General features: G+C 66.4%; 24 protein-coding genes, 1 tRNA gene and 1 other RNA gene. 14 read left to right on the forward strand and 12 right to left on the reverse strand.

Annotated elements, in window-relative coordinates; genetic code table 11:
• Positions 1-48: 48 nt before the first annotated feature.
• The 3 genes from ABOD76_RS12585 (at position 49) to ABOD76_RS12595 (ending at position 2,975) form a co-directional block, all read left to right on the forward strand.
• Positions 49-897 (forward strand): VOC family protein, encoded by an 849-nt coding sequence (locus ABOD76_RS12585; protein WP_350245203.1) that lies wholly within the window; start codon positions 49-51, stop codon positions 895-897.
• Positions 898-933: 36 nt separating this feature from the next.
• Entirely contained in the window at positions 934-1,638 is a 705-nt protein-coding gene (locus tag ABOD76_RS12590; protein ID WP_350245204.1) for a TVP38/TMEM64 family protein, read from the forward strand.
• Between the two features lie 278 nt (positions 1,639-1,916).
• Complete coding sequence (locus tag ABOD76_RS12595; protein ID WP_350245206.1) at positions 1,917-2,975, forward strand: 3-deoxy-7-phosphoheptulonate synthase; 1,059 nt, start codon at positions 1,917-1,919, stop codon at positions 2,973-2,975.
• Between the two features lie 171 nt (positions 2,976-3,146).
• Here ABOD76_RS12595 and ABOD76_RS12600 read toward each other — a convergent pair whose 3' ends face one another.
• On the reverse strand, positions 3,147-3,335 hold the full coding sequence (locus ABOD76_RS12600) for an urease subunit gamma (protein ID WP_350245263.1): 189 nt from the start codon (positions 3,333-3,335) through the stop codon (positions 3,147-3,149).
• A 146-nt stretch (positions 3,336-3,481) separates the two neighbouring features.
• Between ABOD76_RS12600 and uvsE the strand changes: the two genes are divergently transcribed.
• Together uvsE and ABOD76_RS12610 are read left to right on the forward strand one after the other, a co-directional pair.
• Positions 3,482-4,399: a UV DNA damage repair endonuclease UvsE gene (gene uvsE / locus ABOD76_RS12605; RefSeq protein WP_350245207.1), complete on the forward strand. Its 918-nt coding sequence runs from the start codon at positions 3,482-3,484 to the stop codon at positions 4,397-4,399.
• A gap of 3 nt (positions 4,400-4,402) precedes the next feature.
• Complete coding sequence (locus tag ABOD76_RS12610; RefSeq protein WP_350245209.1) at positions 4,403-4,960, forward strand: 3'-5' exonuclease; 558 nt, start codon at positions 4,403-4,405, stop codon at positions 4,958-4,960.
• Positions 4,961-5,049: 89 nt separating this feature from the next.
• Here the strand turns inward: ABOD76_RS12610 and ABOD76_RS12615 are convergent, their stop codons facing one another.
• The 4 genes from ABOD76_RS12615 to ABOD76_RS12630 form a co-directional block, all read right to left on the reverse strand.
• Complete coding sequence (locus tag ABOD76_RS12615) at positions 5,050-5,625, reverse strand: DUF1802 family protein (protein ID WP_350245210.1); 576 nt, start codon at positions 5,623-5,625, stop codon at positions 5,050-5,052.
• Positions 5,626-5,653: 28 nt separating this feature from the next.
• On the reverse strand, positions 5,654-6,049 hold the full coding sequence (locus tag ABOD76_RS12620; protein WP_350245211.1) for a prepilin-type N-terminal cleavage/methylation domain-containing protein: 396 nt from the start codon (positions 6,047-6,049) through the stop codon (positions 5,654-5,656).
• Between the two features lie 11 nt (positions 6,050-6,060).
• The gene (locus ABOD76_RS12625; protein WP_350245212.1) at positions 6,061-7,410 is read right to left on the reverse strand and encodes an O-antigen ligase family protein; all 1,350 of its coding nucleotides are present in this window, start codon (positions 7,408-7,410) and stop codon (positions 6,061-6,063) included.
• A gap of 70 nt (positions 7,411-7,480) precedes the next feature.
• Complete coding sequence (locus tag ABOD76_RS12630; protein ID WP_350245214.1) at positions 7,481-7,870, reverse strand: type II secretion system protein; 390 nt, start codon at positions 7,868-7,870, stop codon at positions 7,481-7,483.
• 292 nt (positions 7,871-8,162) lie between these two features.
• Here ABOD76_RS12630 and ffs point away from each other — a divergent pair.
• The 4 genes from ffs (at position 8,163) to lon (ending at position 12,805) form a co-directional block, all read left to right on the forward strand.
• Positions 8,163-8,261: signal recognition particle sRNA small type (gene ffs / locus ABOD76_RS12635), an RNA gene on the forward strand.
• A 102-nt stretch (positions 8,262-8,363) separates the two neighbouring features.
• A complete protein-coding gene (gene clpP / locus ABOD76_RS12640; protein WP_350245216.1) occupies positions 8,364-8,969 on the forward strand; it encodes an ATP-dependent Clp protease proteolytic subunit in 606 nt (201 codons plus the stop codon).
• 11 nt (positions 8,970-8,980) lie between these two features.
• The gene (gene clpX, locus ABOD76_RS12645) at positions 8,981-10,207 is read left to right on the forward strand and encodes an ATP-dependent Clp protease ATP-binding subunit ClpX (protein ID WP_350245217.1); all 1,227 of its coding nucleotides are present in this window, start codon (positions 8,981-8,983) and stop codon (positions 10,205-10,207) included.
• Positions 10,208-10,384: 177 nt separating this feature from the next.
• Entirely contained in the window at positions 10,385-12,805 is a 2,421-nt protein-coding gene (gene lon, locus ABOD76_RS12650) for an endopeptidase La (RefSeq protein WP_350245219.1), read from the forward strand.
• 72 nt (positions 12,806-12,877) lie between these two features.
• On the opposite strand, the gene ABOD76_RS12655 is transcribed toward lon, so the two are convergent.
• From ABOD76_RS12655 to obgE, 5 genes are all read right to left on the reverse strand, one after another.
• The gene (locus ABOD76_RS12655) at positions 12,878-14,920 is read right to left on the reverse strand and encodes a prolyl oligopeptidase family serine peptidase (protein WP_350245221.1); all 2,043 of its coding nucleotides are present in this window, start codon (positions 14,918-14,920) and stop codon (positions 12,878-12,880) included.
• Positions 14,921-15,008: 88 nt separating this feature from the next.
• On the reverse strand, positions 15,009-15,377 hold the full coding sequence (rsfS, locus tag ABOD76_RS12660; RefSeq protein WP_350245222.1) for a ribosome silencing factor: 369 nt from the start codon (positions 15,375-15,377) through the stop codon (positions 15,009-15,011).
• A gap of 109 nt (positions 15,378-15,486) precedes the next feature.
• The gene (locus ABOD76_RS12665) at positions 15,487-16,881 is read right to left on the reverse strand and encodes an LCP family protein (RefSeq protein ID WP_350245223.1); all 1,395 of its coding nucleotides are present in this window, start codon (positions 16,879-16,881) and stop codon (positions 15,487-15,489) included.
• Positions 16,878-17,378, reverse strand: a complete 501-nt coding sequence (gene yqeK, locus ABOD76_RS12670) for a bis(5'-nucleosyl)-tetraphosphatase (symmetrical) YqeK (protein WP_350245265.1) — start codon at positions 17,376-17,378, stop codon at positions 16,878-16,880. Before yqeK ends, ABOD76_RS12665 begins: the two co-directional genes overlap by 4 nt.
• A 211-nt stretch (positions 17,379-17,589) precedes the next feature.
• Positions 17,590-18,900 carry a GTPase ObgE gene (gene obgE, locus ABOD76_RS12675; RefSeq protein ID WP_350245266.1) on the reverse strand — a complete coding sequence of 437 codons (1,311 nt, stop codon included), beginning with the start codon at positions 18,898-18,900 and terminating at the stop codon, positions 17,590-17,592.
• A gap of 220 nt (positions 18,901-19,120) precedes the next feature.
• Between obgE and ABOD76_RS12680 the strand changes: the two genes are divergently transcribed.
• A tRNA-Met gene (locus ABOD76_RS12680) sits at positions 19,121-19,197 on the forward strand.
• Positions 19,198-19,541: 344 nt separating this feature from the next.
• Positions 19,542-20,771: an MFS transporter gene (locus ABOD76_RS12685; RefSeq protein WP_350245225.1), complete on the forward strand. Its 1,230-nt coding sequence runs from the start codon at positions 19,542-19,544 to the stop codon at positions 20,769-20,771.
• 7 nt (positions 20,772-20,778) lie between these two features.
• Here the strand turns inward: ABOD76_RS12685 and ABOD76_RS12690 are convergent, their stop codons facing one another.
• Complete coding sequence (locus ABOD76_RS12690) at positions 20,779-21,339, reverse strand: 3'-5' exonuclease (protein ID WP_350242329.1); 561 nt, start codon at positions 21,337-21,339, stop codon at positions 20,779-20,781.
• Between the two features lie 95 nt (positions 21,340-21,434).
• Between ABOD76_RS12690 and gatB the strand changes: the two genes are divergently transcribed.
• Together gatB and ABOD76_RS12700 are read left to right on the forward strand one after the other, a co-directional pair.
• Positions 21,435-22,877 (forward strand): Asp-tRNA(Asn)/Glu-tRNA(Gln) amidotransferase subunit GatB, encoded by a 1,443-nt coding sequence (gene gatB, locus ABOD76_RS12695; protein ID WP_350242330.1) that lies wholly within the window; start codon positions 21,435-21,437, stop codon positions 22,875-22,877.
• On the forward strand, positions 22,874-23,518 hold the full coding sequence (locus ABOD76_RS12700; RefSeq protein ID WP_350242331.1) for a hypothetical protein: 645 nt from the start codon (positions 22,874-22,876) through the stop codon (positions 23,516-23,518). The genes gatB and ABOD76_RS12700 overlap by 4 nt, the downstream gene beginning before the upstream one ends.
• A 22-nt stretch (positions 23,519-23,540) precedes the next feature.
• Here ABOD76_RS12700 and ABOD76_RS12705 read toward each other — a convergent pair whose 3' ends face one another.
• Entirely contained in the window at positions 23,541-24,755 is a 1,215-nt protein-coding gene (locus tag ABOD76_RS12705; RefSeq protein WP_350242332.1) for a PLP-dependent aminotransferase family protein, read from the reverse strand.
• An 88-nt stretch (positions 24,756-24,843) separates the two neighbouring features.
• Here ABOD76_RS12705 and fba point away from each other — a divergent pair, with 88 nt between their 5' ends.
• The gene (fba, locus tag ABOD76_RS12710; protein ID WP_350242333.1) at positions 24,844-25,761 is read left to right on the forward strand and encodes a class II fructose-1,6-bisphosphate aldolase; all 918 of its coding nucleotides are present in this window, start codon (positions 24,844-24,846) and stop codon (positions 25,759-25,761) included.
• The last annotated feature ends 56 nt before the right edge of the window (positions 25,762-25,817 follow it).

Below are 25,817 nucleotides of genomic sequence, written 5' to 3' on the forward strand. Positions count from 1 at the left end.
CAAGCGCTGCTCAAGGCGCGCGGGCCACCCGGTTGTCTATCGTCAGCCATGGACTCCTCCCCGATTCTCGATCTGGCCGCCATCACGCTGGAGGTCAACCACCTGGAGCGCGCCGTGCACTTCTATGCCGGAAGGCTGGGGCTGCCGCTGCAGCACCGCGACGACCAGCGGGGCGTGGCCACCCTGCAGGTGGGACCGCAGAAGCTGCGGTTGTGGCAGCCGATCACCCGGCAGCAGAACGCGCCCCGGCTGGCCCCGTTGCTGGCCCGTGGGGCCTCGCACCTGCATTACGCCTTCCAGGTACCGATGGAGCAGCTCCCGCGCTGCCGCGAACAGCTTGACCGGCTGGGCCTGGAGTGGAGCGAGGTGGAGATGAGCGCCGAAGGGGAGCCTGCAGACCCCGCGCTGTACTTCTTCGACCCGTTCGGGCATGGACTGGAACTGCGCGGGGTGCGCCCGGACGACCAGCGCCAGCCGTTGCTGCGGCCAGCGGAGCCAGGATTGGCAGGGCTGCCGATCGTGGGGCTGCGTGAGGCGGCGCTGGCCTTCGGGGACTACGCGGCCATGAAGGAGCGCCTGCCGCGCGCCTACGGCTTTGCCTTCCTCAAGGAGCAGCCGGACCGCAACTTCGCGCAGTTCACGCTGGCGCCGCAGCCCCAGCCGGACGGTCAGGGCACCCCGCAGCGCTGGCTGTACGCCTGGGATCCACAGGTGGGGCTGGCCGACATGCTGGGCGGCGACCACGCCCTCGTCAGCTTCTACGCCGACGTGGACCGGGTGGAGGAACGGGTACGGGCCGCCGGGCTGCCCTGCCTGCGCGACGCCCAGGGGCTGGCGGTCCGCGATCCGGAAGGCCATGTCTTCGAATTCCTGGCCGCGCCCTCTCATCCGGCGTGACGGTCCGGCAGCAGCCGATGCCGTAGCCTGAGCCGGATGACCGCGCACGCCCGCCGCGCAAGGCCCTCGCCCACCGTGTGGGTCTGGGTGGCGTTGCTGGTGCTGCTGGCCGTGCTGGCGGCCCTGCCGGGCGTGCGGCAGTTCGCGGCCGACGGCTTCTCGGCGCTGAGCAGCGACGACCCGCTGGTGCGGCGCGCCTGGGTGCAGCAGTTCGGGGCCTGGGGTCCGGCCGCGCTGATCCTGGGCATGCTGGTCCAGGCGGTGATTCCGCTGCTGCCCGCCACCGCCGACGTGATGATCGCCTCGCTGGCCTACGGGCCGTACATAGGTTTTGCCATCGTATACACCGGCACGCTGCTGGGCGCGGTGCTCGGCTACGCGGTGGGCCGCTGGGCCGGTAGCCGGCTGGTGCGGCGGCTGACCGGGCAGCGGCTGGCACAGCAGGCCGAGCGGTTCGCCCGCGAGCGCGGCTGGCAGGCGGTGCTGCTGGTGCGCCTGATGCCGGCGCTGAAGGCCGAGGTGATGAACCTGGTGGCGGGCGCGGTGAGCGTGCCGTTCTGGCCCTTCCTGCTGGCCTCGGCGCTGGGGGCGTTGCCGGCCACCGCGCTGGTGGTGTGGCTGGCCGCCACCCCGAAGCGGCTGCTGTGGGGGGTCCTGCTGTTCAGCCTCGGCACGCTGCTGGTGGCGTTGGTGCGCTGGTGGCTCGGGCGGCGTGCGGCCCGTCAGGCTGACGTCACCTGAGCGGCGCATCCTGACGGTGCGACCCGGGTGGTCCCTGTTCCGGTCCACACACTGTTGTTCTTCCTCTCCTGCGCCGTGCCGCTCCCTCCCGCCCTCTGCCCGTCTAGCCTGCGTCACCTTTCCGCCACTGGCAGGCAGTACACTCTGACTCATGTACGCGGGCGCCTTCTTTTTTTATTGGTTCGGACCACTCCGGGCCTGAAGCGCGCTGCACCACCCTCAGTCGCATCCCGCCCGGACCACCACCGGGCGGTTTTCTGTTTTCCCTGGAGACGCGCATGACATCCACCACCCTGCCCCACACCGAGAACCTCAACGTCACTGGCTTTCAGCCGCTGGTCACGCCGCGCACCCTCAAGGCGGAATTGCCCACCTGTGAGCCGGCGCAGCGCACCGTGCAGGCCTCCCGGCAGGCGGTGCAGGGCATCCTGCGCGGCACTGACCCGCGCCTGCTGGTGATCATCGGGCCGTGCAGCATCCACGACGAGGAGCAGGCGATTGAGTATGCGGGCCGGCTGCTGACCCTGCGCGAGCGCTACCGCGACCGGATGGAACTGGTGATGCGGGTGTACCCGGACAAGCCGCGCACCACGGTAGGCTGGCGCGGCTACCTCAACGACCCGGACATGGACGGGCAGAACGACTTCAACCGCGGCCTGCGCAAGACCCGCGAGCTGATGCTGGCCATCAACAGAATGGGCATGCCGGTGGGCACCGAGCTGCTGGACCCGTTCGTGCCGCAGTACATCGACGATCAGCTGAGCTGGGGCGCCATCGGCGCGCGCACCACCGAGTCGCAGACGCACCGCGCGATGGTGAGCGGCGTGTCGGCCCCGGTGGGCTTCAAGAACGGCACCGGCGGCAGTGTGAAGCTGGCCGTGGACGCGATCCTCTCGGCCCGCAAGCCGCACACCTTCCTGGGCATCACCGACGACGGGCAGGCCGCCGTGGTCAGCACCCGTGGCAACCCGGATGGCCACATCATCCTGCGCGGCGGCACCAGCGGCCCCAACTACGGCCAGGAGCATGTCAAGGCGGCCGGCGACATGCTGGAGGCGGCCGGGCTGACCCGCGCGCTGGTGGTGGACTGCAGCCACCACAACAGCGGCTATGTCCACGACCGGCAGCTGGACGCCTGGCACGACGTGATCCGGCAGCGGGTGGCCGGCGATACCAGCCTGCGCGGCCTGATGGTCGAGAGCAACCTGAACTCGGGCAAGCAGGCCATTCCCACCGACCTGTCGCAGCTCCAGTACGGCGTGAGCGTCACGGACGCCTGCGTGGGTTGGGACACCACCGAGGCGATGCTCGGCTGGGCGTACGAGCAGCTGAAGTAAGGGGGCTGGGGCAGGCCCTCTATGTTCGGTCCCAGCTCCCTCCGGATCTGCAGCGGGGCCGCCCCGAACAGCTCGGCGCGCAGCTGGTGCCTGGCCGTCAGCACCGCCTGATCCAGCTTCGGGCCGCTGGGGGCCAGCGCCCGCAACACCACGACCCCGGACACCGCCCGCCTATTGACCGGCCGGCCCGGCACAGCCGGGAAGGCGCTCACCTCGCCGTCCCCTCAAGCATGCCGGACGCACTGTCGTCGTGGCCGCTTCCGGGTATTTCGGGTGCAGCCCCCGCGTCCGCCGTTGCCGGGCCAGCTCGGTGGCGGTGAAGATCAGTAGTTGGTCATGTTTGCGCTCGGTCAGCTGCAGGAGTGGAGGCCCTCCCGAACCGGTACCACGGGTTCAGCAGCCTCTCGTCACAGCGGGGAAGTGCAGGCGATCCAGGCATGGCGTGCCTGAAGTCCTCTTGAGTCAATCCGACAGTATTGGCCACGGCCACTGTCTAGCCTGCCGCTATGACCACTTCACCTCAGCTCGGCCTGGTGTGCATCACGGTGGGGCCGGAGGTGCGCTTCCGCACCATCACGCTCACCCGCTATCGCCAGTTCCCGGAACCGGAGCGGGCAGCGGTGCTGGAGGCGCTGTACCGCGACAACATTGCCCGGATGGCCGCTGCCGCCGACTACTGTGCGGCGCACGACATCCGGCTGTACCGGATGTCGGCGGCGCTGTTCCCGATGAGCGACCTGCCGGACGACGACACTGGCCTGCGGGTGCTGGAGGCCCTGGCCCCGGAGCTGCTGGCCGCGGGACAGCGGTTCAATGAGGCGGGCGTGCGGGTGCTGATCCACCCGGACCAGTTCATCGTGCTGAGCAGTGAGCGGGACGAAGTGGTGGAGCGCGGCGTGTATGCGTTGAAGGTGCACGGCCGGGTGATGGACCTGCTGGGCCTGGAGCGCAGCAGCTGGAATGGCCTGATCCTGCATGGCGGCAAAGGGGGCCGTGCCGAAGCCCTTACGCACACCATCCAGACGCTGCCGCCAGAAGTGCGCTCGCGGCTGCTGCTGGAGAACGACGAACGGGCCTATGGCCCGGAAGACCTGCTGCCGGTGTGCGAGGCGACCGGCGTGCCGCTGGTCTTCGACGCCCATCACCACGTGGTGCGTGCCCGGCTGACGTCGCTCGACGACCCGGAGGTGCGCGACTGGGTGTTGAGGGCGCGAGCCACCTGGACCCCGCCGGAGTGGCAGGTGGTGCACCTGAGCAATGGCATCGAGGGACCGCAGGACCGCCGCCATAGCCACCTGATCAGCACCTTCCCGGAGGCCTACCAGGACGTGCCCTGGATCGAGGTGGAGGCCAAGGGTAAGGAGGAGGCCATCGCGGCGTTGCGCGCCGGAACAGCCGAGGGGCCGGTTCGCGCTACCCTGTAGAACGTGAGCAGCACCGAATACGTCGTCTTTGATCTGGAAACCACCGGCCTGAGCCCCGAGCGCGACGGCATCGTGGAGATCGGGGCCATGCGGATCCGGGACGGGCAGGTGCAGCCGACCGAGATCTATCAGACGCTGGTGCGCCCCACCGACGCGCAGGGCCAGCCGCTCTCGATTCCCTGGTACACCCAGCGCGTCCACGGCATCAGCGACCAGATGGTTCGGCACGCCCCCACTGTGGAGCAGGTGCTGCCTGACTTCCTGGACTTTGTGGGCGACGCAGCCGTTGTGGCGCACAATGTGGCCTTCGACAGCGGGTTTATCCGCACGGCCGCACGACGGCACGGTCTGATCTGGCAACCGGCTCGAGAGCTGTGTACCGTACAGCTCTCGAGAGCAGCTTTTCCCCGGGAAAAGGGCCACAAGCTTGACCTGCTGGCCCAGCGCCTGGGCCTGGAATTCGAGGCGGGCGGACGGCACCGCAGCCTGGGTGACGTGCGGGTCACGGCTGAGGCATTCGTCCAGCTGATGCAGCGGCTGGAGCTGACCCGCAGCCGCTAGAGAGTCAGGCCAGGCTGTTTTGCCTAACCCTCTTGATTTCTTGTCTTGTCTATCGGGTTAAGCAGGGGATTCCCCGGTCTCCTGGCATCTCATGTAGTTGGCAGGCGATTCAATCCTGGTCCCAGCCGTGCCTGGAGCTGCAGTTCAAGTTCCTGCAACTGAGCCTCGCTGCACACTGGGGCCAGCGTGGGGCCGGCAGGCTGGAATAGAGGAACCCAGCTGACGCAGCCAAGCATTTCGGGCGTCTCTGGCACGCTCACAGGGGTGGCGAGGGGTGAGGTCCGCAACAGTAGCGCGTGCAGCCAGGGGCGGTTACGGTAATGGAAGCGTCGCTCGATGGCCTGAACATTGAGGGCCTGGAACGGCTCGAGCGACAGCGCGACGTCTAGGTCCTCAATGCGCCAAACCTGAACAACCTCGGCAGAGGTGGCGAAGTGGATGAGGCCCGGCGCGGGGTCCGGGCGCAACAGCGGTTGGAAGGGCAGCCGCAGTTCTGCCGGATTCTGGTGCAGGAAGGTGGGATACAGCAGAAACGCACGGTGCTCCACCTCGAAGCCCTCGTGCGTTTCCATGATGCCGCCCTTACGGAGCAGCAGAGCAGAGCTACCGTTGGCCAGTGCCTGACACTGCGCGTCCCATTCTTTTAGTGCAGAGGTCGGTTCCATCAGACCTCCACCATAAGGGAAGTGCTGCTCAGGGCATACTTGTAGGTAGCCCAGCCGTGGCCGACAGCTGCATGTTCATGCCGTTGAACTGGAAGGTGGTGCCGGTCGAGGCCGTAACATAACCGTAGGTTCCGTTTGCCGTCTGATACACCTGACAGTCGACTACGCTGCTTGGAAAGGGTGCGGTGGTGCCTAGGACGTTGGAGCTGTTGCACGGCACGGCACTGGCGCTGGCGATAGGGCTCCCGCTGGTGCGGCTGGCCTCTGCCCCGGTGATCGCTACGTGGAGATAACTCTGGGCCGCTCGGTTGTTGGCGACTTTGCGGGCGTTTAGCAAGTTGGGAATTAGTGCCGCAGCCAGGATACCAATAATGGCAATAGCGATCAGGAGTTCGATAAGAGTAAAGCCCTGTACACGTCGCATATAAGGCCTCCTTAAGTGAAGCGAGACGACGACTTCAAATCGGCCAGCATAGTACCGATCAGAATGAAGAAGATAGGCGCAACGGTAGGAATGTAGAACCAAGCCAGCATAAATATACAGAATGGCAAAGTGGCAATGAGGAAGAAGAAGGCGTTCCCTTTCCCTCGTTGCATTACCCACCATAAAACAGTAATAAGAAGTGAAATAAAAAGTAAAAAACCAAGGGCTCCATGTGAATACAGTTCGTCAAATACTATATTATGTGCTCGAACATACATTAAAGACCCGGTACGCCGATAATCTGCTTTAGGATTAGTGATGTAATATGTAAAACCCTTATAAATCACATTATATTCATGATTTAACCCAAGTTCTTCCCTAAAAAGTGTTTTGGCGTCACTTGGTTTTAGGTGTTCAAAAACTTGATAGGCAAACGTCTCATCCCCCCATCCTATAAGTGGACGTTCCAACGTTGCTGTCGTGGCCGAACGCCAGAGAAGCAAGCGGGTCTCAACGGTACTGGCTGAGGCCAAGTTTTTAAACTGTGTGGTTCCATGGCCCATCTGATGGCCTATGGTCTGAGATACCACTGGCAACACCTTGATGCTTCCTAGAAATACCAGCAGAACCAAAAGTGGCAACACTTTTCTAGATCGGATACCATTACCCACCCACATCAGTAGACCAACGAGTGCGCCAATCAACGCTGTGGATGTAGTAGTAAGAGCCAATCCTATCAGACCTGCGGTCAGCCAACTCCAAAACCAGCCATCTGGAACTCGCTTGCGGTAAAAGAAAATCGGAGCCAAGGCGAGAGCTGCAAACCAACCACCCAGATGTGGGCGGTGTCCAATCAAGGCGGCCGGATATGCTGTTTTCTCAGAGCCAACTAAAGAGGCTAGAGGCCGAAAGCCTATAGCTTCCAGTACAGTAATCATCGCCATAATGATAGTTATAAGAGCTAGCATTCTCATCATGGCTTGCACGTTCGCATATTTTGCATAAATGCGGACTATAAATAGGCAGCTGATTATGGCAATTGAGCCAAACTCAAAAAAAGGTGAGCCTAGAAAAGCGTATCCCGGCATTGGTGAAAGGTAAGAGCAGATCAGAATCCAAGTAGTGTAAGCCAGGGCTAGCAGAATTATCGGGCTCGGCCTAAACTTTATCAGTAGGTCGACTAGACTGCTGTTACGTCCCTCATAAATAAAACTCATCACAGAAATAATAAGTGCAAAAGCGATCACAATAACGGTATGCGGTGTATAGAGCGTGGATACTACATCCTTCGTAGATGTAGGCAAGAGAAAAAAACTTAAAACAAAAGGAAGCGCAACGGTTAATATTCTGATGGCAATCATTTCGTTTTATCCCTGTATGGAAACGGGCGTTCCGCGAAGGTGCGGAACGCCCAGCGAGTAAGGTTTTCGATCAGGGCAGGGTGGGGAGAGCGGCGGTGCTGGAGGAGACCACAGTGCTGCCGTCGAACTGGTAGCTCTGGCTGTTGCTGCTGGTCACGTAGCCGACGGTGCCGTTGGCGCTCTGGTTGATATAGCAGGCAGTGACGCTGCTGGGGTAGTTGCCTCCCAGCAGGCTCGGGTTGGTGCAGATGGTGGAGCTGGTGATCGAGATGCCGTTGGAGCGGGCGGACTCGGCGGCGGTCACAGCGTTACGCAGGTAGCTCTGAGCAGCGGTGTTGTTCGCCGACTTGCGGGCGTTCAGCAGGTTCGGGATCAGCACGGCGGCCAGAATGCCGATGATGGCGATCACGATGAGCAGCTCGATGAGGGTAAAGCCCTGGGTACGCTTGGCGTTCTTCATGGTGTTCTCCTGTGCGGCAGGCCGGATATGAGATTGGATGGGCCGGACCAGCCTTTTTTGAGTGCCGCAGCTTCGGGGTTGCCCTGCTGCTGAGTACAAGGTAACTGGGACGCTCTTACACGGTTCTTACGATTTCTCAGAAAGGCAAGAGGTTGCAATTAGTAGGGTGGGGGCTGTCCCAGACGGTCTCTGCTACTTTCCGTAACTCTGTCAGAGTTTGACTTTATGAAGAAGTTCTCTCCGCACACCTCGATTGCCCCCAGCGTGGGGGAATGCTAGACTCTGCTCCGCATTGCTGGCGCAACGCAGCGGCGACGCCCGAACCTGGTCAGGGCCGGAAGGCAGCAGCCATAAGGGATGATCGCTGGGTGCCGTTGCTCACCGGCAATGCTTTTTTGTTGCCGTGAAGAGCTCAGAAGTCTGCATCCGGTTCAGGGTGGCATTCTGGCGGGTGTGGCACCTTTGCCCCCTGAAGCCGTGCGATAATGCCGCAATGAGCGTGATTCCCTACGTGATCGAACAGACCGGACGCGGCGAGCGGATGTACGACATCTACTCGCGGCTTCTCAAGGACCGCATCATCTTTATGGGCACGCCCATTGACAGCCAGGTTGCCAATACCATCGTGGCGCAGCTGCTGCTGCTCGACAGCCAGAACCCCGAGCAGGAAATCCAGATGTACATCAACTGCCCCGGCGGCGAGGTCTATGCCGGGCTGGCCATCTACGACACCATGCGCTACATCAAGGCGCCGGTCAGCACCATCTGCGTGGGTATCGCCATGAGCATGGGCAGCGTGCTGTTGATGGCCGGTGACAAGGGCAAGCGTCTGGCGCTGCCCAACTCGCGCATCATGATTCACCAGGGCTCCAGCGGCTTCCGTGGCAACACCCCCGACGTGGAGGTGCAGGCCAAGGAAACGCTGTTCCTGCGTGACCGGCTGGTGGACATTTACAACAAGCACACTGAGCTGCCGCACGAGAAGCTGATGCGCGACATGGAACGCGACTACTTCATGACGCCGGGCGAGGCGATGACCTACGGCCTGATCGATCAGGTGATCGAGAACACCCGCGAATCGAGGGCGGCAGGTGTCTGACAGGAGACGGTATGACCGGCAAGAGTGGGGGGAGGGGTGTTGTGGCCGATAAGTGTTCGTTCTGTGGGCGGAGTCATCCGCAGATAGCCCAGCTGATCGAGGCGCCCGGACGGGCCGCCTTCATCTGCAACGAGTGTGCCGAGCGGGCCAGCGAACTGGTGCGCCAGAACCGGCCGGCCGGCAGCGAGTTCAGCCTGGACCAGCTGCCGACCCCCAAGGAGATCAAGGCCTACCTGGACGAGTTCGTGATCGGCCAGGACGAGGCCAAGAAAGCACTGGCGGTGGCGGTGGTGAGCCACTATCAGCGGCTGGCTCACCCGGAGGCCAATCTGGGCAAGAGCAACATTCTGCTGGTCGGCCCCACCGGCACCGGCAAGACGCTGCTGGCCCAGTCGCTGGCCGAGATGCTGGAAGTGCCATTCGCCATCGCGGACGCCACCACCCTGACCGAGGCCGGTTACGTGGGCGACGACGTGGAGAACGTGATCGTGCGGCTGCTCCAGGCGGCCGACTATGACGTCTCGGCGGCCGAGCGCGGCATCATCTACATCGACGAAATCGACAAGATCGCCCGCAAATCGGAGGGCACCAGCATCACCCGCGACGTGTCGGGTGAGGGCGTGCAGCAGGCGCTGCTGAAGATCATCGAGGGCACCGTCTCGCAGGTGCCGCCGCAGGGCGGACGCAAGCACCCGCAGCAGGAACTGGTGCAGGTGAACACGAAGAACATTCTGTTCATCGTGGGCGGCGCCTTCGACGGCATTCAGGACATCACCCGTGCGCGCACCAACATCCGCAGCCTGGGCTTCGGCTCGGAGGCCAAGGGGGACGAGAGCCAGGAGTTGCGGTTCCAGCCGGAGGATCTGGTCAAGTTCGGCCTGATTCCGGAGTTCGTGGGCCGGCTGCCGCTGGTGGTGCAGCTCCAGGATCTGGACGAGGACGCGCTGGTGCGGATCCTGACCGAGCCGAACGGCGCGATCATTCGGCAGTACCAGACGCTGTTCGACTTTCAGGGCGTGGACCTGAGCTTCACAGACGCTGCGCTGCGCGAGGTGGCCAAGCAGGCCAAGGCACGCGGCACTGGGGCGCGCGGCCTCCGTGCCGTGCTGGAAAAGGCCATGACAGACCTGCTGTTCGAACTGCCGATCGAGAAGCTGCGGGCCATGCGTTTTGACGCTGAGCACATTGAGCATCCGATGCGACTCCTTGAGTCTAAGGGACTCAAGAAGTCTGCGTAAGTCCTGTTATAAAATTTAGCAACCAAAATTACAGCCGCTGCCTGACGAAGACCCTACACTAGGGGTCAAGTTGGGCGGCGTCTTTCTTGATGTTGACGCAGGACAGAATCTTGACAGGCGGGCTGCGCTAGAGTGGTCCAATTCGCCAGGAGCCCGCCGACCTCTGAAGGAGTGCACATGATCTGGGAACTTCCCGTTGTTGCCTTGAGAAACCTCGTGATCCTGCCGGGAATCACGATGCAAGTGGATGTCGGCCGCCCCAAGAGCAAGCGTGCTGTCGATGACGCCCAGGCGGCCGACCGCCGGGTGCTGCTGGTCACCCAGCGCGACAGCCGCACCGATGATCCAACCCCCGCCGAGCTGTTCGACGTGGGTGTGCTGGCCGTGCTGAAGCAGGTGGTGCGTCTGCCGGACAACACCTATCAGGTGCTGGTGGAGGCGCAGGAGCGCGTCAAGGTGCTGGATCAGGTGCCGGCGCCGCATCTGCGGGTGCGGGTCGAGACCCTGGGCAGCGTCTTCAACCCGGACGACCGCGAGTCGCAGGTGTTCATGCAGGAGGCGCGCCACGCCTTCGAGGAATACCAGCGTCAGAACAAGAACCTCCGGCTGGACAATTACCAGCTGGACGCCATCAAGGCCCTGACCGACGGCGGTCAGCTGGCCGATCAGATCACCCACCACGCCACCTGGACCAACGAAGAGAAGCAGGACGTGCTGGTCACCACCGACGTTAAGGCCCGCCTGGAGACGGTGGTCAAGCTGCTCAACCGCGACCTCGAGCGCTTCAATATGGACAAGAAGATCGCTGGCCGGGTCAAGGAGCAGATGGACCAGAACCAGCGCGAGTACTACCTGCGCGAGCAGATGAAGGCCATCGGTAAGGAGCTGGGCGGCGGTGAGGAAGGTCCCGCCGAGGTCGAGGCGCTGCGCGAGAAGATCGAGGCGGCCGGCATGCCGACCGAGGTCAAGGAGAAGGCGCTCAAGGAACTGCAGCGGCTGGAGCGCACGCCCGGCGGCAGCCCCGAAGGCACCGTGGTCCGCAACTACATCGACTGGCTCATCGACGTGCCGTGGAGCAAGCGCGACGAGGAGATCCTGGATATCCGCCGCACCCGTGGCATCCTGGACGACGACCACTACGCCCTCGACGACGTCAAGGAGCGCATCCTGGAGTTCCTGGCCGTGCGCCAGCTGACCCAGGGCCGTCAGGTCAAGAGCGAGAAGGGCGCCGAGGACCGGCCCGAGGACCTGGAGCTGCGCGCTCCGATCCTGTGCCTGGTGGGCCCCCCCGGTGTGGGCAAGACTTCGCTCGGCAAGAGCATTGCCCGCAGCCTGAACCGCAAGTTCGTGCGGATGGCGCTGGGCGGCGTGCGGGACGAGGCCGAGATCCGTGGCCACCGCCGCACCTACATCGGCAGCATGCCCGGACGCATCATCCAGGGGATGAAGCAGGCGGCCGTGGTCAACCCGATCGTGCTGCTGGACGAGATCGACAAGATGAGCAGCGACTGGCGCGGCGACCCGAGCAGCGCCATGCTGGAAGTGCTGGACCCCGAGCAGAACCACACCTTCCAGGACCACTACCTGGAAGTGGCCTACGACCTGTCACAGGTGATGTTCATCACCACCGCCAACAGCCTGCAGACCATTCCGCGCCCGCTGCTGGACCGCATGGAAGTGATCCAGATTCCCGGCTACACCCTGCCGGAGAAGCTGGAGATCGCCAAGCGCTACCGCCTGCCGCGTCAGCTGCGCGGGCACGGGCTGGAAGGCCGCCTGGAAGTGACCGACGAGGCCCTGCAGCGCATCGCTGAGGAGTACACCCAGGAGGCGGGCGTCCGCAACCTGGACCGCCAGGTGAGCAAGCTGGCCCGCAAGGCCGCCCGTGAGCTGCTGGAGCAGCCGTGGGAGGGCGTGAAGGTCGTGGAGGCGAACGACGTGCCGCATTACCTGGGCATCCCGATCCACCGCCCCGAGCGGATGGAGCGCGAAGCGCAGGTGGGCGTGGCGCAAGGCCTGGCCTGGACCTCGGTGGGCGGCACCATGCTGGTCGTGGAGGCGCTGGCCACCCCCGGCAGCGGCAAGATCAACATGACCGGCAGCCTGGGGGACGTGATGAAGGAGTCGGTGCAGGCGGCCGTGGCCTACCTGCGCGCCCACGCCGAGAAGTACGGCGCGGACCCCGAGTTCTACAAGAAGATGGACCTGCACGTCCACTTCCCGGACGGCGCCACCCCCAAGGACGGCCCCAGCGCCGGCATCACCATCACCACGGCGGTGGCCAGCGCCATCACCGGCCGCCCCGCCCGCATGGACATCGCCATGACCGGCGAGGTGAGCCTGCGCGGCCGGGTCCTGCCGATCGGCGGCGTCAAGGAGAAGCTGCTGGCAGCCCACCAGGGCGGCATCCGTGAGGTGATTGTCCCCAAGGACAACGAGCCGAACCTGCAGGACCTGCCGGAGAGCATCCGCAGCGAGCTGACCATCCACACCGCCGAGCACGTGGGCGAGGTGCTGGACCTGCTGCTGCTGCCGCGCGCCGAGCAGCCCACCCCGCCGCCGAGCACCCGGCCGCAGGCCACCCAGCCGGGCGCCTGAACGGACTGAGTCCCATAACCCCGACCGCCAGCTTCCGAAAGGAAGCTGGCGGTGTTCTTTGGTCGCTGCCGCTTACTGCAGCTGCGCGCTCAGGAACGTCAGCAGGTCGGCCTGTTCCTCGATCACCAGGGCGGTGGGCTTGCCGGCGCCGTGCCCGCCACGCGTCTGAATGCGGATCAGCACCGGGGCGTCACCCGCCTGGGCCGCCTGCATCCGGGCCGCGAACTTGAACGAGTGGGCCGGCACCACCCGGTCGTCGTGGTCGCCAGTGGTGATCAGGGTGGGCGGGTAGGCCACGCCGTCCTTCAAGTTGTGCAGCGGCGAGTAGGCCAGCAGCGTCTGGAACTGCTCCGGATCGTCGCTGGACCCGTAGTCGGAAGTCCAGGCCCAACCGATGGTGAAGCGCTGGAAGCGCAGCATGTCCATCACACCCACCGCCGGGAGAGCCGCTCCGAACAGTTCGGGCCGCTGGGTCAGGCAGGCGCCCACCAACAGGCCGCCGTTGCTGCCGCCCTGGATGCCCAGGTGCGCCGGAGCGGTGTAGCCCTGCTGAATCAGGTGCTCGGCGCAGGCGATGAAGTCGTCGAAGACGTTCTGCTTGCGCTCCAGCATGCCCGCCTCGTGCCACGCCAGCCCGTACTCGCCGCCGCCACGCAGGTTGGCCACCACGTACACACCGCCCTGCTCCAGCCACGGCAGCCGCGACACCGAGAAACTGGGCGTCAGGGAGACGTTGAACCCGCCGTAGCCGTACAGCAGGGTCGGGTGGTCGCCGGTGAGCGCCAGTCCCTTGCGGTGCACCACGAACATCGGCACGCGGGTGCCGTCCCGGCTGGTGGCGAACAGCTGACGGGTCTCGTACGCGTCGACGTTGAAGTCCAGTGTCGGAGCAAAGAGCGGCTGCAGCGTCAGGTCCGGCAGGGTCAGCCGGTAGGCCGTCTGCGGGTAGAGAAAGGAGGTGAAGCCCAGCAGCACTTCCGGGTCGTCCGGGTGGGTGTTGAGGCTCGTGACCGTGCCCAGGGTGGGCAGGGCAATGTCCTGCCGCCCCTGACCGTCCCGGCCCACCAGGGCCAGCCGGTGGCTGGCGTCATGCAGTGACAGCAGCAGGAAGCCACCCGGCACCATCTGCACGGCCTCCAGCGTGTCGCTGCTTTCCGGCACCACCTCCTGCCAGCCGGCCTCCGGCGCCCGCAGGTCCGCGACCATCAGCCGGCCCTGAGGAGCCGCCTGATCCGTCAGGGCGTAAACCAGCGGGCCATCGTTGCCGACAAACTGATAGGCCGCCTCGAAGAGGGGCGTCAGCGTGGTGAAGTCGCCGTCCTGGGCCAGGGGCCGGACCAGCAGCATGTTCTGAGTGCGGGTGCCGTGGGTGACGTACAGCACCAGCAGCGTGCCGTCGTCGCTGACCTGCGGGTAGAAGCCCCACTCCGGCTGGTCCGGGCGCGCGTAGATCAGCTGGTCCTCGCTCTGAGCGGTGCCCAGCCGGTGCAGATACACGGTCTGGCCGTAGGTGGCGGAGGTGAGCGCCTCTCCCGTCTCAGGTTGCGGATACCGTCCATAGTAGAAGCCGCTGCCGTCCGGCAGCCACGCGGCCCCGCTGAACTTGCTCCACTCCAGCCGGTCTGGAAGGTCCTGGCCGCTCACGACGTCGCGTACGGTCCAGGTCTGCCAGTCGGAGCCGCCGTCGCTCACCGCGTAGGCCAGCCGCTGTCCACCAGGGCCGGCCGCGTGGCTATTGATGGCGGCGGTGCCGTCCTCACGCAGGGTGTTCGGGTCCAGCAGCGGTCGCCAGGGCCCGTCCAGCTGATCGGCGACCTGCAGCACGTCCTGGTTCTGCAGGCCAGTGTTCTGCCACTGGAAGTACCGCCCGCCCCGTTTCCAGGGCGCGCCGCGCCGGGGCATGTCCCACAGCTGGGTCAGGCGGGTGCGGAAGTGGTCGCGGCCCGGAAGGCCCGACAGGTACGCCTCGGTCAGCCGGTTCTGCGCCTCGATCCAGGCGCGCGACTCGGGGCTGTCCGGGTCTTCCAGCCAGCGGTAGGGATCCGGCACGGCCTGGCCGTGGTAGGTGTCGACATGATCGCTCAGGCGGGCAGCAGGATATTCGGGGCGCACCATACCGGCCAGCTTAGTGCAGCCGAGCCGAACAAGGCAGCAGAACGCCCGCCCCAGAGTGGTTCTGGCGGCGGGCGCTGCGCGGCTCGGTTCAGGCCTCGGGGAAGTCCAGCGGGCGAGCGTCGCTCCACAGCCCTTCCAGGTCGTAGTATTCGCGCGCCTCGCGGGTCATCAGGTGCACCACGATGCTGGCGCCGAAGGCCATCAGCAGCCAGCGCTCGCTCGGTCCCTCTACAGTGGGGTAGGGAAGGCCGGACTCCAGCGCCTTCTGGCGGATGTTCTCCTGGACGGCGTTCAGCTGCAGGCCGGCGGTGGCGGTGGCGATCACGAAATAGTCCAGTGTGGTGGAAACTTCGCTCAGGTCCAGCACCACCACGTTCTCGGCGCGGCGCTCGCGGGCCGCGTCCACGATGGCCTGAAGCTGGTGAAGGATGGTCTGGTCGGTGGGAATCTGGGTCATTGCAACTCCGGCAGTACAGTCAGGAATAGGGGCGGGGGCTGAGGCAGCCGCAGATGGTCACAGTGTACCGGGCCGGGGAGGGGCGCGCAGCGGCGGGCGTCTTCAGGCTTCACTGCGGCTGGCGGGCCAGGGCGCCGTACAGGCTGGGCGCGTCCGAGCCGAGCAGCACGCCCACCTCGCCGTCGCGCACCGGGAAGCGCAGGCCCTGGATGCGCGAGACGTTGAGCAGGTCGGCCAGCTGTTCGGCGGCGCCCACCGCCGTGCCAGTGAACACCTGGGTGTGCTCCGGGCTGGCGGCCACCGTGTCCAGGCTGACCTGGGTGTAGCCGGCCTGCTGCAGCGCCCGCACCACCTTCTGTCCCAGCCCCTGCCCGCTCGCGTCCTGAACGCGGATGGGGGTCTGGGTGGCCTCGTTCTGCCCGCTGTCGGCCTGGCTGCCCCACACGCGGGCCAGCGCAGCCGGATCGGCGGCCAGATTGAAGGTGCCGGGGATGGTGGTGGTGGGCAGGGTGGCAAAGTTCAGCTTCAGCTGGGAGAGGTACGGAGTCAGGTTCTGCACCAGCGCCGGGTCGGCGTTGGTCTGCACCCCGTTGCCCAGGCCGCTCAGGAGCACAGGCAGCACCCGCGCGATGCCCTGGGGGGTGCGCAGCCGACTGATCAGCTGGCTGATCGCCTGCTTCTGGTGGTCCATCCGGCCGTAGTCGTCCCCGAAGCCCTTGCGCATTCGCAGGTAGGCCACCGCCGCGTCGCCGTCCAGATGATGCGGGCCGGGCGACAGGTGGACATGCAGGTTGGCTGCAAAGTCGTCGAAGTGGATGCCACGTTTCTTGGGGTCCTCGTAGCTGGCGATGTCCGGCACCGTGACGTCCAGGCCGCCCAACGCGTTGATCACCCGCGCCACGTAATCGGTGCGGACCACCACGGTGTTGTCCACCCGCTCGCCGGTGATCTGCTCCACCGCCCGGCTCAGGCCCTCCAGGCCGCCGGTCCAGTACTGGCTGTTGACCTTCTGGGCGGCCACGCCGCGCCGCGGGTCGAACGGTCCCACGTTGGTGTCGCGCGGAATAGACAGGACGCTGACCCGCGTGCCGTCCACCTTCATCAGCATGATCGAGTCGGTGTTGGGCGGCTGCCAGACGTTGCGGGTGTCCTGGTCGGCGCAGCGTTTGTACGGCGCGCAGTACACCACGTCACGCCCGGCCAGCAGCAGCGTGAAGTGCGGCGCGGTGCCGGGCGCACTGTTCAGCACCTGCCGCGCTTCACCGCCGGGCGCGGTCAGCACCGCGTAGCCGCCCAGCGAGAGGGCGGCCAGCGTCAGGCCGGACAGCTGCCAGGCCCGCCAGCCAGCCACGGTGCGGGGTGGGTGGGCGACGACGGGCGCAGCCGGTTCGGTGGCGTCATGGTAGTAGGTCTGGTTGTACACCTGATGCCTCCCCACCTTGGCGCGGCGGTACACCGGCCGGCTGTGACGGCCCGGCGGCCGGTCGTCGTGACGCGAGCTCACGGCTGCAACGTCCGGTACGTCTGCAGGGTGCGCGGATGCACCTGAATGTGGCGGCCCTGGAGGTAGATGACCTTGGAAGTGATGGCCCGCGACAGCGCGGCGTTCAGGTCCGTGAGGGCCAGGGCGCGGATGTCGTCGTTCACGCCGCGTCCCGGCTCCGACACGTCCGCGATGTATACGCACGCCGACACCGGATTGCCGGCCCGCGGCCCGGTGGTGTGGTCCTCCACCGCCTCCAGGATGATCCGGTCGGTGACGCCCCAGTGCTCCAGCAGCGTCCGGCCCGCGCGGCCATGCAGCGCCAGCGGATGCGCCGAGTCAATGTCGCATTCCGGCGGCGCCAGCCGCAGCAGTTCATGGTCCGGCAGGTCGCGGGCCACGTCGTGCAGGATGCCGGCAAGGTAGGCCCGCTCCGCGTCCAGTCCGCCCGCCAGCGCGATGTCTCGCGCCAGTTCGGCCACCCGCAGCACGTGCTCGAACCGCCGGGGCTTGACCATCAGCTGCACCCGCTCCAGGCATTCAGCGAGGTCTGGAAGGGCCGGTGCCTTCGGCACCTGGGGGACGACTGGCTCCGTTGCCTGTGTCATGAAATCGGAGCGCCCATGAACGACAGCATAACCAGGATTATACCCCGCAGCCGGAACGCAACCGTAGAGTGATGACCAGACTGCGGGGCCGCCAGATTGAGCGGGCCTTGAGGCAGCGTGGTTACTGCTCGTCGTCAAAGTACTCGAACCGGAAGGTGCCGATCTCGACTGTATCGCCTTCCTGGGCACCGGCCCGCCGCAGCGCGTTGGTCAGCCCCTGGCGCTTGAACAGGCCCGACAGGTACTCCGCCGCGTCCTCGAGGTGGCGCGCGAACCGCTCCAGCTTCTCCTGAAACCCGCCGCCCGTGACGGTCCAGACCCGTTCCGGCGCCCCGGTCACGCCGCGGTTGACGGTGGGCGGGTCGATGCGCAACTCCACGTGCAACGGCTCCACCCGCACCTCGTCCGGCTCCTCCTCCAGCGCGTGGGTCTGAGCCCACACTTCCTGGGAAGGCAGCATCGAGAACAGCGTCGCCTTCAGCTCTTCCAGGTGCAGGCCGTCGCGCGCGCTCACCTGCAGCACCGGCAGCCCGAAGCGGCTCAGCTCATCCTCGGCCAGCTGGGCGAGGTCCGGGTCCACCGTGTCCACCTTGTTGAGCGCCACCAGCGCCACCTGCTCCAGCAGGCTGGGGTCGTAGCTCTGCAGCTCCGCCTGCAGCGCCTCCAGCTCCTGGGCCGGGTCACGGGCCACATCCAGCACGTACACCAGCAGCCGGGTGCGGCTGATGTGGCGCAGGAACTCCAGCCCCAGGCCACGCCCCTCGCTGGCCCCCTCGATGATGCCGGGGATGTCCGCCAGGGTGAAGCGGCGGTCATGGTCCGGGTCGTCCACCACACCCAGGATGGGGGAGAGGGTGGTGAAGGGATAGTCCGCGATGGCCGGGTTGGCGTTGCTCAGGGCCGCCAGCAGGCTGCTCTTGCCGGCGTTCGGGTAGCCGACCAGCCCCACGTCCGCGATCAGGCGCAGTTCCAGCCGCACCCGGCGCCGCTGACCACGGGTGCCCAGCTCCGCAAAACGGGGCGCCTGACGGCTGGCGCTCGCGAAGGTGCTGTTGCCGCGGCCACCCTGACCGCCGCGCGCCACCACCTTGATCTGACCGGCGCGCACCAGGTCGGCCACCACCCGTCCAGTGTCGAGGTCGAAGGCGGTGGTGCCCACCGGCACGTCGATGATCAAGTCCTCGCCGTCCTTGCCCTGCCGCAGCCGACCCTCGCCATAATTGCCGCTCTCGGCCTTGAACTTGCGCCGGCCCAGCAGCCGCTCCAGACTCTCGACGCCCTCTACGGCCCGCAGCAGGATGCTGCCGCCCTTGCCGCCGTGCCCGCCGTCCGGTCCGCCCTTGGGCATGTACTTGGCCCGGTGGAAGCTCATGCTGCCGTCGCCGCCGTGTCCTGCCTGCACTTCAATTTCTAGTACGTCACGAAACGCCACTGTGTACTCCTTCGCCGCTGCCCGGTCGCTGAAGTTCACAGTCCCGGCAGAGAGTTCTGCCGCCCGGCACTCCAGCCAGGCGTATGGCGCGGTCACTTCAGCGGTGTTGCAGGACTTGCCCACAACAGGGCGCATTCCTCCCCAGTGTACGACACGCGGGAGGGGGCTTGTGCAGGAGGTCGGTGAGCGCTAAAGTGTTGCAGCCCATGAGCCCTGCCATGGCGATGTAGCTCAGCTGGTTAGAGCGAACGACTCATAATCGTTAGGTCCCCGGTTCAAGTCCGGGCATCGCCACCAAGAAAACCCCGTCACGGACGGGGTTTTTTGTTGCCACTGAGAGAGAAGGACCCGGTTTGCCCGGCAGTGATGGTGTGGTCTTCGAGAGGACCCGTTTCTGCGGTTCGCGCAAGCCCTGAGCGCGGGGCGGGGCCGGACGTCCCGCTATCAGGAAAGCCCCATCGCTCGGTAAGTACCGTTTGTTCGTCTGGTGGAAGGCAAGCCATCAGTACACCTCACGGTTATAGGGAGCTGGCAGCGCCTTCATGGTCCAGTCACTTGCTCCAATGAGGCGTCCCGGACCTGTAGGGTGAAGCCATGCTGCTCTGCCCGTTCGTTCCTGTGTCCGCCGCCTGTCCATGAGGGTGCTGCCCTCCCTGAGCGGGCTGCCGCGCAACGCCCGCAACTGCATTCTGCTGGAGCCTCTTTGGGCGGTGTTTGGCGTGGTGGTGATCTATTACGCGCCGCTCTATATGCGCGGTGTGGGCCTGAGCAGTACCCAGATCGGCCTGCTGGGGTCCATCACGGTGGCCTGCTCGTTCGTGTTTCAGGCGCTGGCCGCCCCCATCACCAACCGAATGGGCCGCCGCCGCACCAGCCTGCTGTGGGACCTGGTGTCCTGGACCGTGCCGATGGTGGTGTGGGGGCTGGCGCACAGCTTCGTGGCCTTTCTGATCGCGGCGGCGCTGAGCGCCAGCAACCGGATCGTGGCGGTGTCCTGGAGCCTGCTGGTCATTGAGGACGTGCCGCAGCCGAAACGGGCGCGGGTCTTCGGCATCCTGAACCTGATCAATGCCTTCTGCGGCCTGCTCACGCCGCTGGTCGGCCTGCTGATCGCGCGCCTCGGGGTGGTCCCGGCGCTGCGCGGCGTGTACCTGCTGGGCGCCGTTGGTATGACCGTGATGTTCTACTGGCGCAACGCGGTCACCCAGGAAACCCGCAGCGGCGAGGCCGCCATGCAGCAGCACCGGGACCTGAAGCCGTGGGAGAGCATGCGCCACACCTTTCAGCTGGTGCCGGCCCTGGCCCGTGGCGGCCTGCCGGGCGTCGTCGCCTTCTATGTGCTGACCATGTTCGCCGAGCAGATGGGCCTGTTCCAGATTCTGCTGTTCAAGGAGACGCTCGGGTTCGGAGCGCAGGCGCTGTCGCTGGTGCCGGTGGCCGGCGCGGTGGTCACCATCCTGATGTACGCCCTGGTGCTGCGGCGGCTGGACCACGTCCCGGCCGAGCGCACGCTGGTGTTCACCCGGCTGCTGGGCCTGGCCGGGGCGGTCCTGATCCTGTTCATTCCCGCCGGCAACCTGAGCGCCCTGCTGCTGGTGGTAAGCCTGCTGGGCGCCGTCACCTTCCTGACCCAGACCTACCGCGATACGGTGCTGTTCAGTCACCTGCCGGCCCACGGCACCGCCGACCTCTACTCGGCGGTCCAGACCCTGACGATGCTGTGCTCCATCCCGGCGGCTGGGCTGGCCGGCGCCCTGTACAGCGTCCAGCCGAGACTGCTGTTCGTCATGATTGCGGTGCTGAACGTGGGCCTGCTGCTGCTGGCCATGCAGGTGGCCCGGTCGCAGCGCCGGTCGGCCACCGTTCCCTGAGCGGCCTTCAGGCCTGCGGTTCCGCTCCGCCTGCCGACACCAGCCCCAGCATTGCCCGGTAGACGAGCGCGGTAGTGCGGGCGTCCTCCAGCGCGTCGTGCGCCTGATACTCCAGCTCGAAGTGCGCCGCCAGATCGCTCAGGGCCGTCCCGACCCGGCGCGGCAGCAGCCCGGCATGAATCAGGAACTGCGCCACCACCTTGGTGTCCACCCGGCCGCGCCGGAACACCGTGTTCAGGTCCGGCAGCAGCGGCTTCAGGAACCCCAGGTCGAAGCCGAAGTTGTGCCCGCCCAGAATGCAGCGGCCCAGCGGCGCGGCGTAGTCGCGGATCGCCTGGGCCACCACGTCCGGCTCCTGCGCCTGCTGGTGATGCACCTGCAGGTCAATGCCGTTCACCGCCATGGCGGAGGCCGCCACGTGGTAGGTCGGGTGGCGCAGCTGCAGGTGCAGCGGGCGCTCCACCTCGGGGCCGTTCAGGGTCACCAGCCCGATGGTCAGCAGCGAGTGCTGGGCCGGGTCGGTGCCTCCCGTTTCGGTGTCCAGAAAGATGATCGGTTGCGCGGCCATGCGGCATGCTGACACGCCGCCGCACCCCGGCGCCTTGTCTGCTTCTGTATGTGCTGGCCCCTGTGGGCGCGCGGCCATGCCGCTATACTTCCGGCATGTCTCAGGCGGCGTCTCCCACGGCCCAGCAGTACCAGGCGGTGATCGGTCTGGAGGTCCACCTGCACCTCAACACCCGCACCAAGATGTTCAGTGCCTGCCGCGCCGATTACGTGGGCGCGGAGCCCAACACCTACACCGACCCGCTGACGCTGGGGCTGCCCGGCACCATGCCCAGCCTCAACCGGCAGGCGGTGGACCTGGCGATCATGTTCGGGCTGGCGCTGCACTGCGACGTGGAGGGCTTCACGCAGTTCCACCGCAAGAACTACTACTACCCGGACGCGCCCAAGAACTACCAGATCTCGCAGTACGACCGGCCCATTGCGCGTAGCGGCTGGCTGGAGGTGGACGGCGAGCGCATCGGCATCACCCGCGCGCACCTGGAAGACGACGCCGGCAAGCTGATGCACCCCACCTACGCCCCGTACAGCCTGCTGGACCTGAACCGCGCCGGCATGCCGCTGATCGAGATGGTGACCGAGCCGGACATCCGCACCCCGGAGCAGGCCCGGCGCTTCCTGACGCTGGTGCGCGCCATCGCGCAGTCGCTGGGCGTCAGCGACGCCAACCCCGAGGAAGGCAAGATGCGCTGCGACGTGAACGTCAGCGTGCACCGCCCCGGCACCCCCTTCGGCACCAAGGTGGAGGTCAAGAACCTCAACAGCTTCCGCAGCGTGCAGCGCGCCCTCGAGTACGAGATCGCGCGCCAGACCCGTACGCTGCAGGCGGGTGGGCGCATCACCCAGGACACCATGGGTTGGGACGAGGGCGGTCAGAAGACTTTCGTGATGCGCACCAAGGAGGGCGAGGCCGACTACCGCTACTTCCCCGAGCCGGACCTGCCGCCGCTGAACATCACCCCCGAGTGGATTGAGCGGGTGCGCTCCAGCATGCCGGAACTGCCGGCCCACAAACGCGCGCGCTATGTGGAGGCGGGCCTGCGCGACGCCGACGCCGACCTGATCAGCGTGGACGTGCCGCTCAGCCGCTTTCTGGACGCCGCGCTGCAGCAGCCGGGCGCCGACATCCAGCGGCTGGCCAACTGGCTGCTGACCGACGTGGCGGGCCTGCTGGCCGCCCGCGAGCTGACGCTGGACCGCAGCGGCCTGACGCCGGAGCACCTGGCGGCGCTGGTGCGGCTGGTGGGGGAGGGGACCATCAGCGGCAAGATGGCCAAGGAGCTGCTGCCGGAGCTGCTGGACGGTGCCGACCCGCAGGCGCTGGTGCAGCAGCGCGGCCTGAGCGTCGTGACCGATACGGCGGCCATCGAGGCGGCCATCGACGCCGCCATGCAGGCCAACCCGAAAGCGGTGGAGCAGGTCCGGGGCGGCAACCTGAAGGCCGCCAACGCGCTGTTCGGGCCGGTAATGCGGGCCATGAACGGCCAGGCCGGACCGGAACTGGTGCGGCAACTGCTGAACCAGAAACTGGGCCTTTGAACGCCCGGCTGAGCACCCGCACGCTGGAGCAGGCTGCGCTGCTGGCGCTGGCCCTACGGGTGCTGAGCCTGCCCGCGCTGCTGCTGTACCTGCTGCTGCGGCGCGAGGGGGGTGGTTGGTACAGCCTGCCGGACCTGCTGGGCAGCGCGGCGCTGCTCACGCTGTGGGGCCTGCTGCTGCGCGACCTGTTCGCGGGCCGGGCCGCCCGACTGAACAGCACCCGGCTGGCGGTGCTGCGGGTCAGCTATCCCTGGCTGGCCGCCTACCAGGGGGCGTTGTGGGTGCTGGCCGCGCTGGGGTTCGGAACCGGGATGTATCCGGAAGCCAACCCGGCGGCGGTGTTCATCCTGCTGAGCGTGTGGGTGGGCGGCATCGTGATCAATCTGCTGCTGTTCCTGCTGAGCGTGCGGCTGTTTCCCAACCCTGCCGACCAGACCGGCCGCCGCCAGTTGAGCGACCTGCTGAACGTCGCGGCGGCGCTGAGTCTGGCCAGCACCATCATCAACGTGGTGCCGCTGGCCGGCGCGCCAGCACCGACCCACGCCGACCAGTGGGCGTACCTGCTGGCCGGCGTGGCGGAACTGGCGTCGCTGCTGCTGCTGCGGCTGGCCCTGCAGCGCCCTGCGCCGGAACAGCGCTAAGGGGCGTGCCCCTCCTCCCGCTTCAGTCCAGCGCGCTGCGGATGGTCTCGCCCAGCGCCGCAATGCCGCGCTCGATCTGCTCCGGGGTGGCCGAGCTGTAGCTCAGCCGCATGGTGTTGTGCCCGCCGCCCAGCGCGAAGAACGGCGCGCCCGGCACGAAGGCCACGCCGCGCGCCACCGCCTGTTGAAGCAGTGGTGCGGTGTCGATCTGCTCCGGCAGCGTGACCCACAGGAACATGCCGCCCTGCGGCGTGGTGTACTGCACGCCCGCCGGAAAGTGCCGCTGCATGCTCTGCACCATCTGCCCGGCCCGCTCGCCGTAGGCCTGCCGCACCCGCTCGATCTGGGCTGGCATCACGTCCTCCACCAGTTCCGCCACAATCATCTGGTTGAAGGTGGGCGTGTGCAGGTCGGCGCCCTGTTTGGCCTGCACCAGCTTGTGGATCAGGGGTCGGGCCGCCTGCACCCACGCGTCGCGCAGGCCCGGCACCAGCACCTTGGAAAAGGAGCTGCTGTACACCACATGGTTGTGATCCGGGTGGCCGGCCCGCTCCAGCCCCAGCGTGTACAGGCTGGGCAGCGCCTCACCCGTGAAGCGCAGCGCGCCGTAGGGGTCGTCCTCCACCAGCACGATGCCGTGGCGGGCGGTCAGCTCCACCAGCTGCTGTCGGCGCTCCAGGCTGAGGGTGCGGCCGGTGGGGTTCTGAAAGTTCGGCACCGCGTACAGCAGCTTGGCACGGGTGGTGTGCAGCAGCGTCTCCAGGGCGTCCACGTCGATGCCGTGGTCGTCGGTGGGCACCTGCACGTACTGCGGGCCGTACGGCTGGAAGCTCTGCAGCGCGCCCAGGTAGGTGGGCGCTTCCACCAGCACCACGTCCCCCTCGTTGATCAGCATCTTGCCCAGCAGGTCCAGGCTCTGCTGGCTGCCGGTCATGATCTGCACGTGCTGCGGCGTGATGCTGGCCCGTGCGGCCAGCCACTCACGCAGCGGCAGATGCCCCTCGGTGGTGCTGTACTGCAGCGCGGCCGGGCCGTAGCGGTCCAGCACCGTGCTGGCGGCCTGCCGCACCGCCTCGATCGGAAACAGCTCGGGGGCGGGCAGCCCACCCGCAAACGAGATCACATCCGGGCGCTGGGTGATCTTGAGCATCTCGCGGATGACGCTGCTGTTCATCCGCTGGCCACGCGCTGAAACCACACGGTCCCAGGCGAAGGGGGGCGTATCGGTGCGGGTCATGGCCGCAGTGTACCGCCGGGGATCATCTACACGGGGGGGCCCGTGCGGCATTGCCGCGCGCGGTATCCTGCCCGGTGAGGAGGGCAATATGCTCGTAACCGGCAATGACATTCTGGTGCCTGCCCGCGCAGGCAAATACGGTGTGGCGGCGTTCAACACCAACAACATGGAGATCACCCAGGCGATCATCCACACGGCGGAGCGGCTGCGCAGCCCGGTGATCGTGCAGATGAGTGAGGGGGCCATCAAGTACGGCGGCCAGGACCTCGCCAACATCGTCAAGGACATCGCCACCCGGGCCTCGGTGCCGGTGGCGCTGCACCTGGACCACGGCTCCAGCTACGTCAACGCCCTGAAGGCCATCAAGATGGGCTTCACCAGCGTGATGATCGACGCCTCGCACCACCCCTTTGAGGAGAACGTCGCCGAGACCCGCCGGGTGGTGGAGGCCGCGCACGCCATGGGCATCAGCGTGGAGAGCGAGCTGGGCCGGCTGGGCGGCATCGAGGAGCACGTGGTGGTGGACGAGAAGGACGCCTTCCTGACCGACCCCCAGGAGGCCGTGCAGTTCGTGGAGCAGACCGGGACCGACTACCTGGCCATCGCCATCGGCACCAGCCACGGCGCCTACAAGGGCAAGGGCCGCCCGTTCATCGATCAGGCGCGCATCGAGCAGATCGGGAACCTGCTGAGCATTCCGTTGGTGGCGCACGGCAGCAGCGGCGTGCCGAAGGAGATCGTGGAACGCTTCCGGGCGTCGGGCGGCGAGATCGGGGACGCGGCCGGCATCGCGGACGAGGACCTGGAACAGGCCACCCAGCACGGCATCGCCAAGGTGAACGTGGACACCGACCTGCGGCTGGCCAGCACGGTGGGCATCCGTGAAGTGCTGAAGGCCAGTCCCAAGGAATTCGATCCGCGCAAGGTGTTCGGCCCGGCCAGAGACGTGATGGCCCAGATCGTGGAGCACAAACTGCGGGTGCTGGGCAGCGTCGGCAAGGCCTGAGCGCCGCATGGGAGAGGGGTGGGTGCCGGGTTCGCCGGTCCCCACCCTTTCTGCTG

This window comes from Deinococcus sonorensis KR-87 (assembly GCF_040256395.1).
Classification (GTDB): Bacteria; Deinococcota; Deinococci; order Deinococcales; family Deinococcaceae; genus Deinococcus; species Deinococcus sonorensis.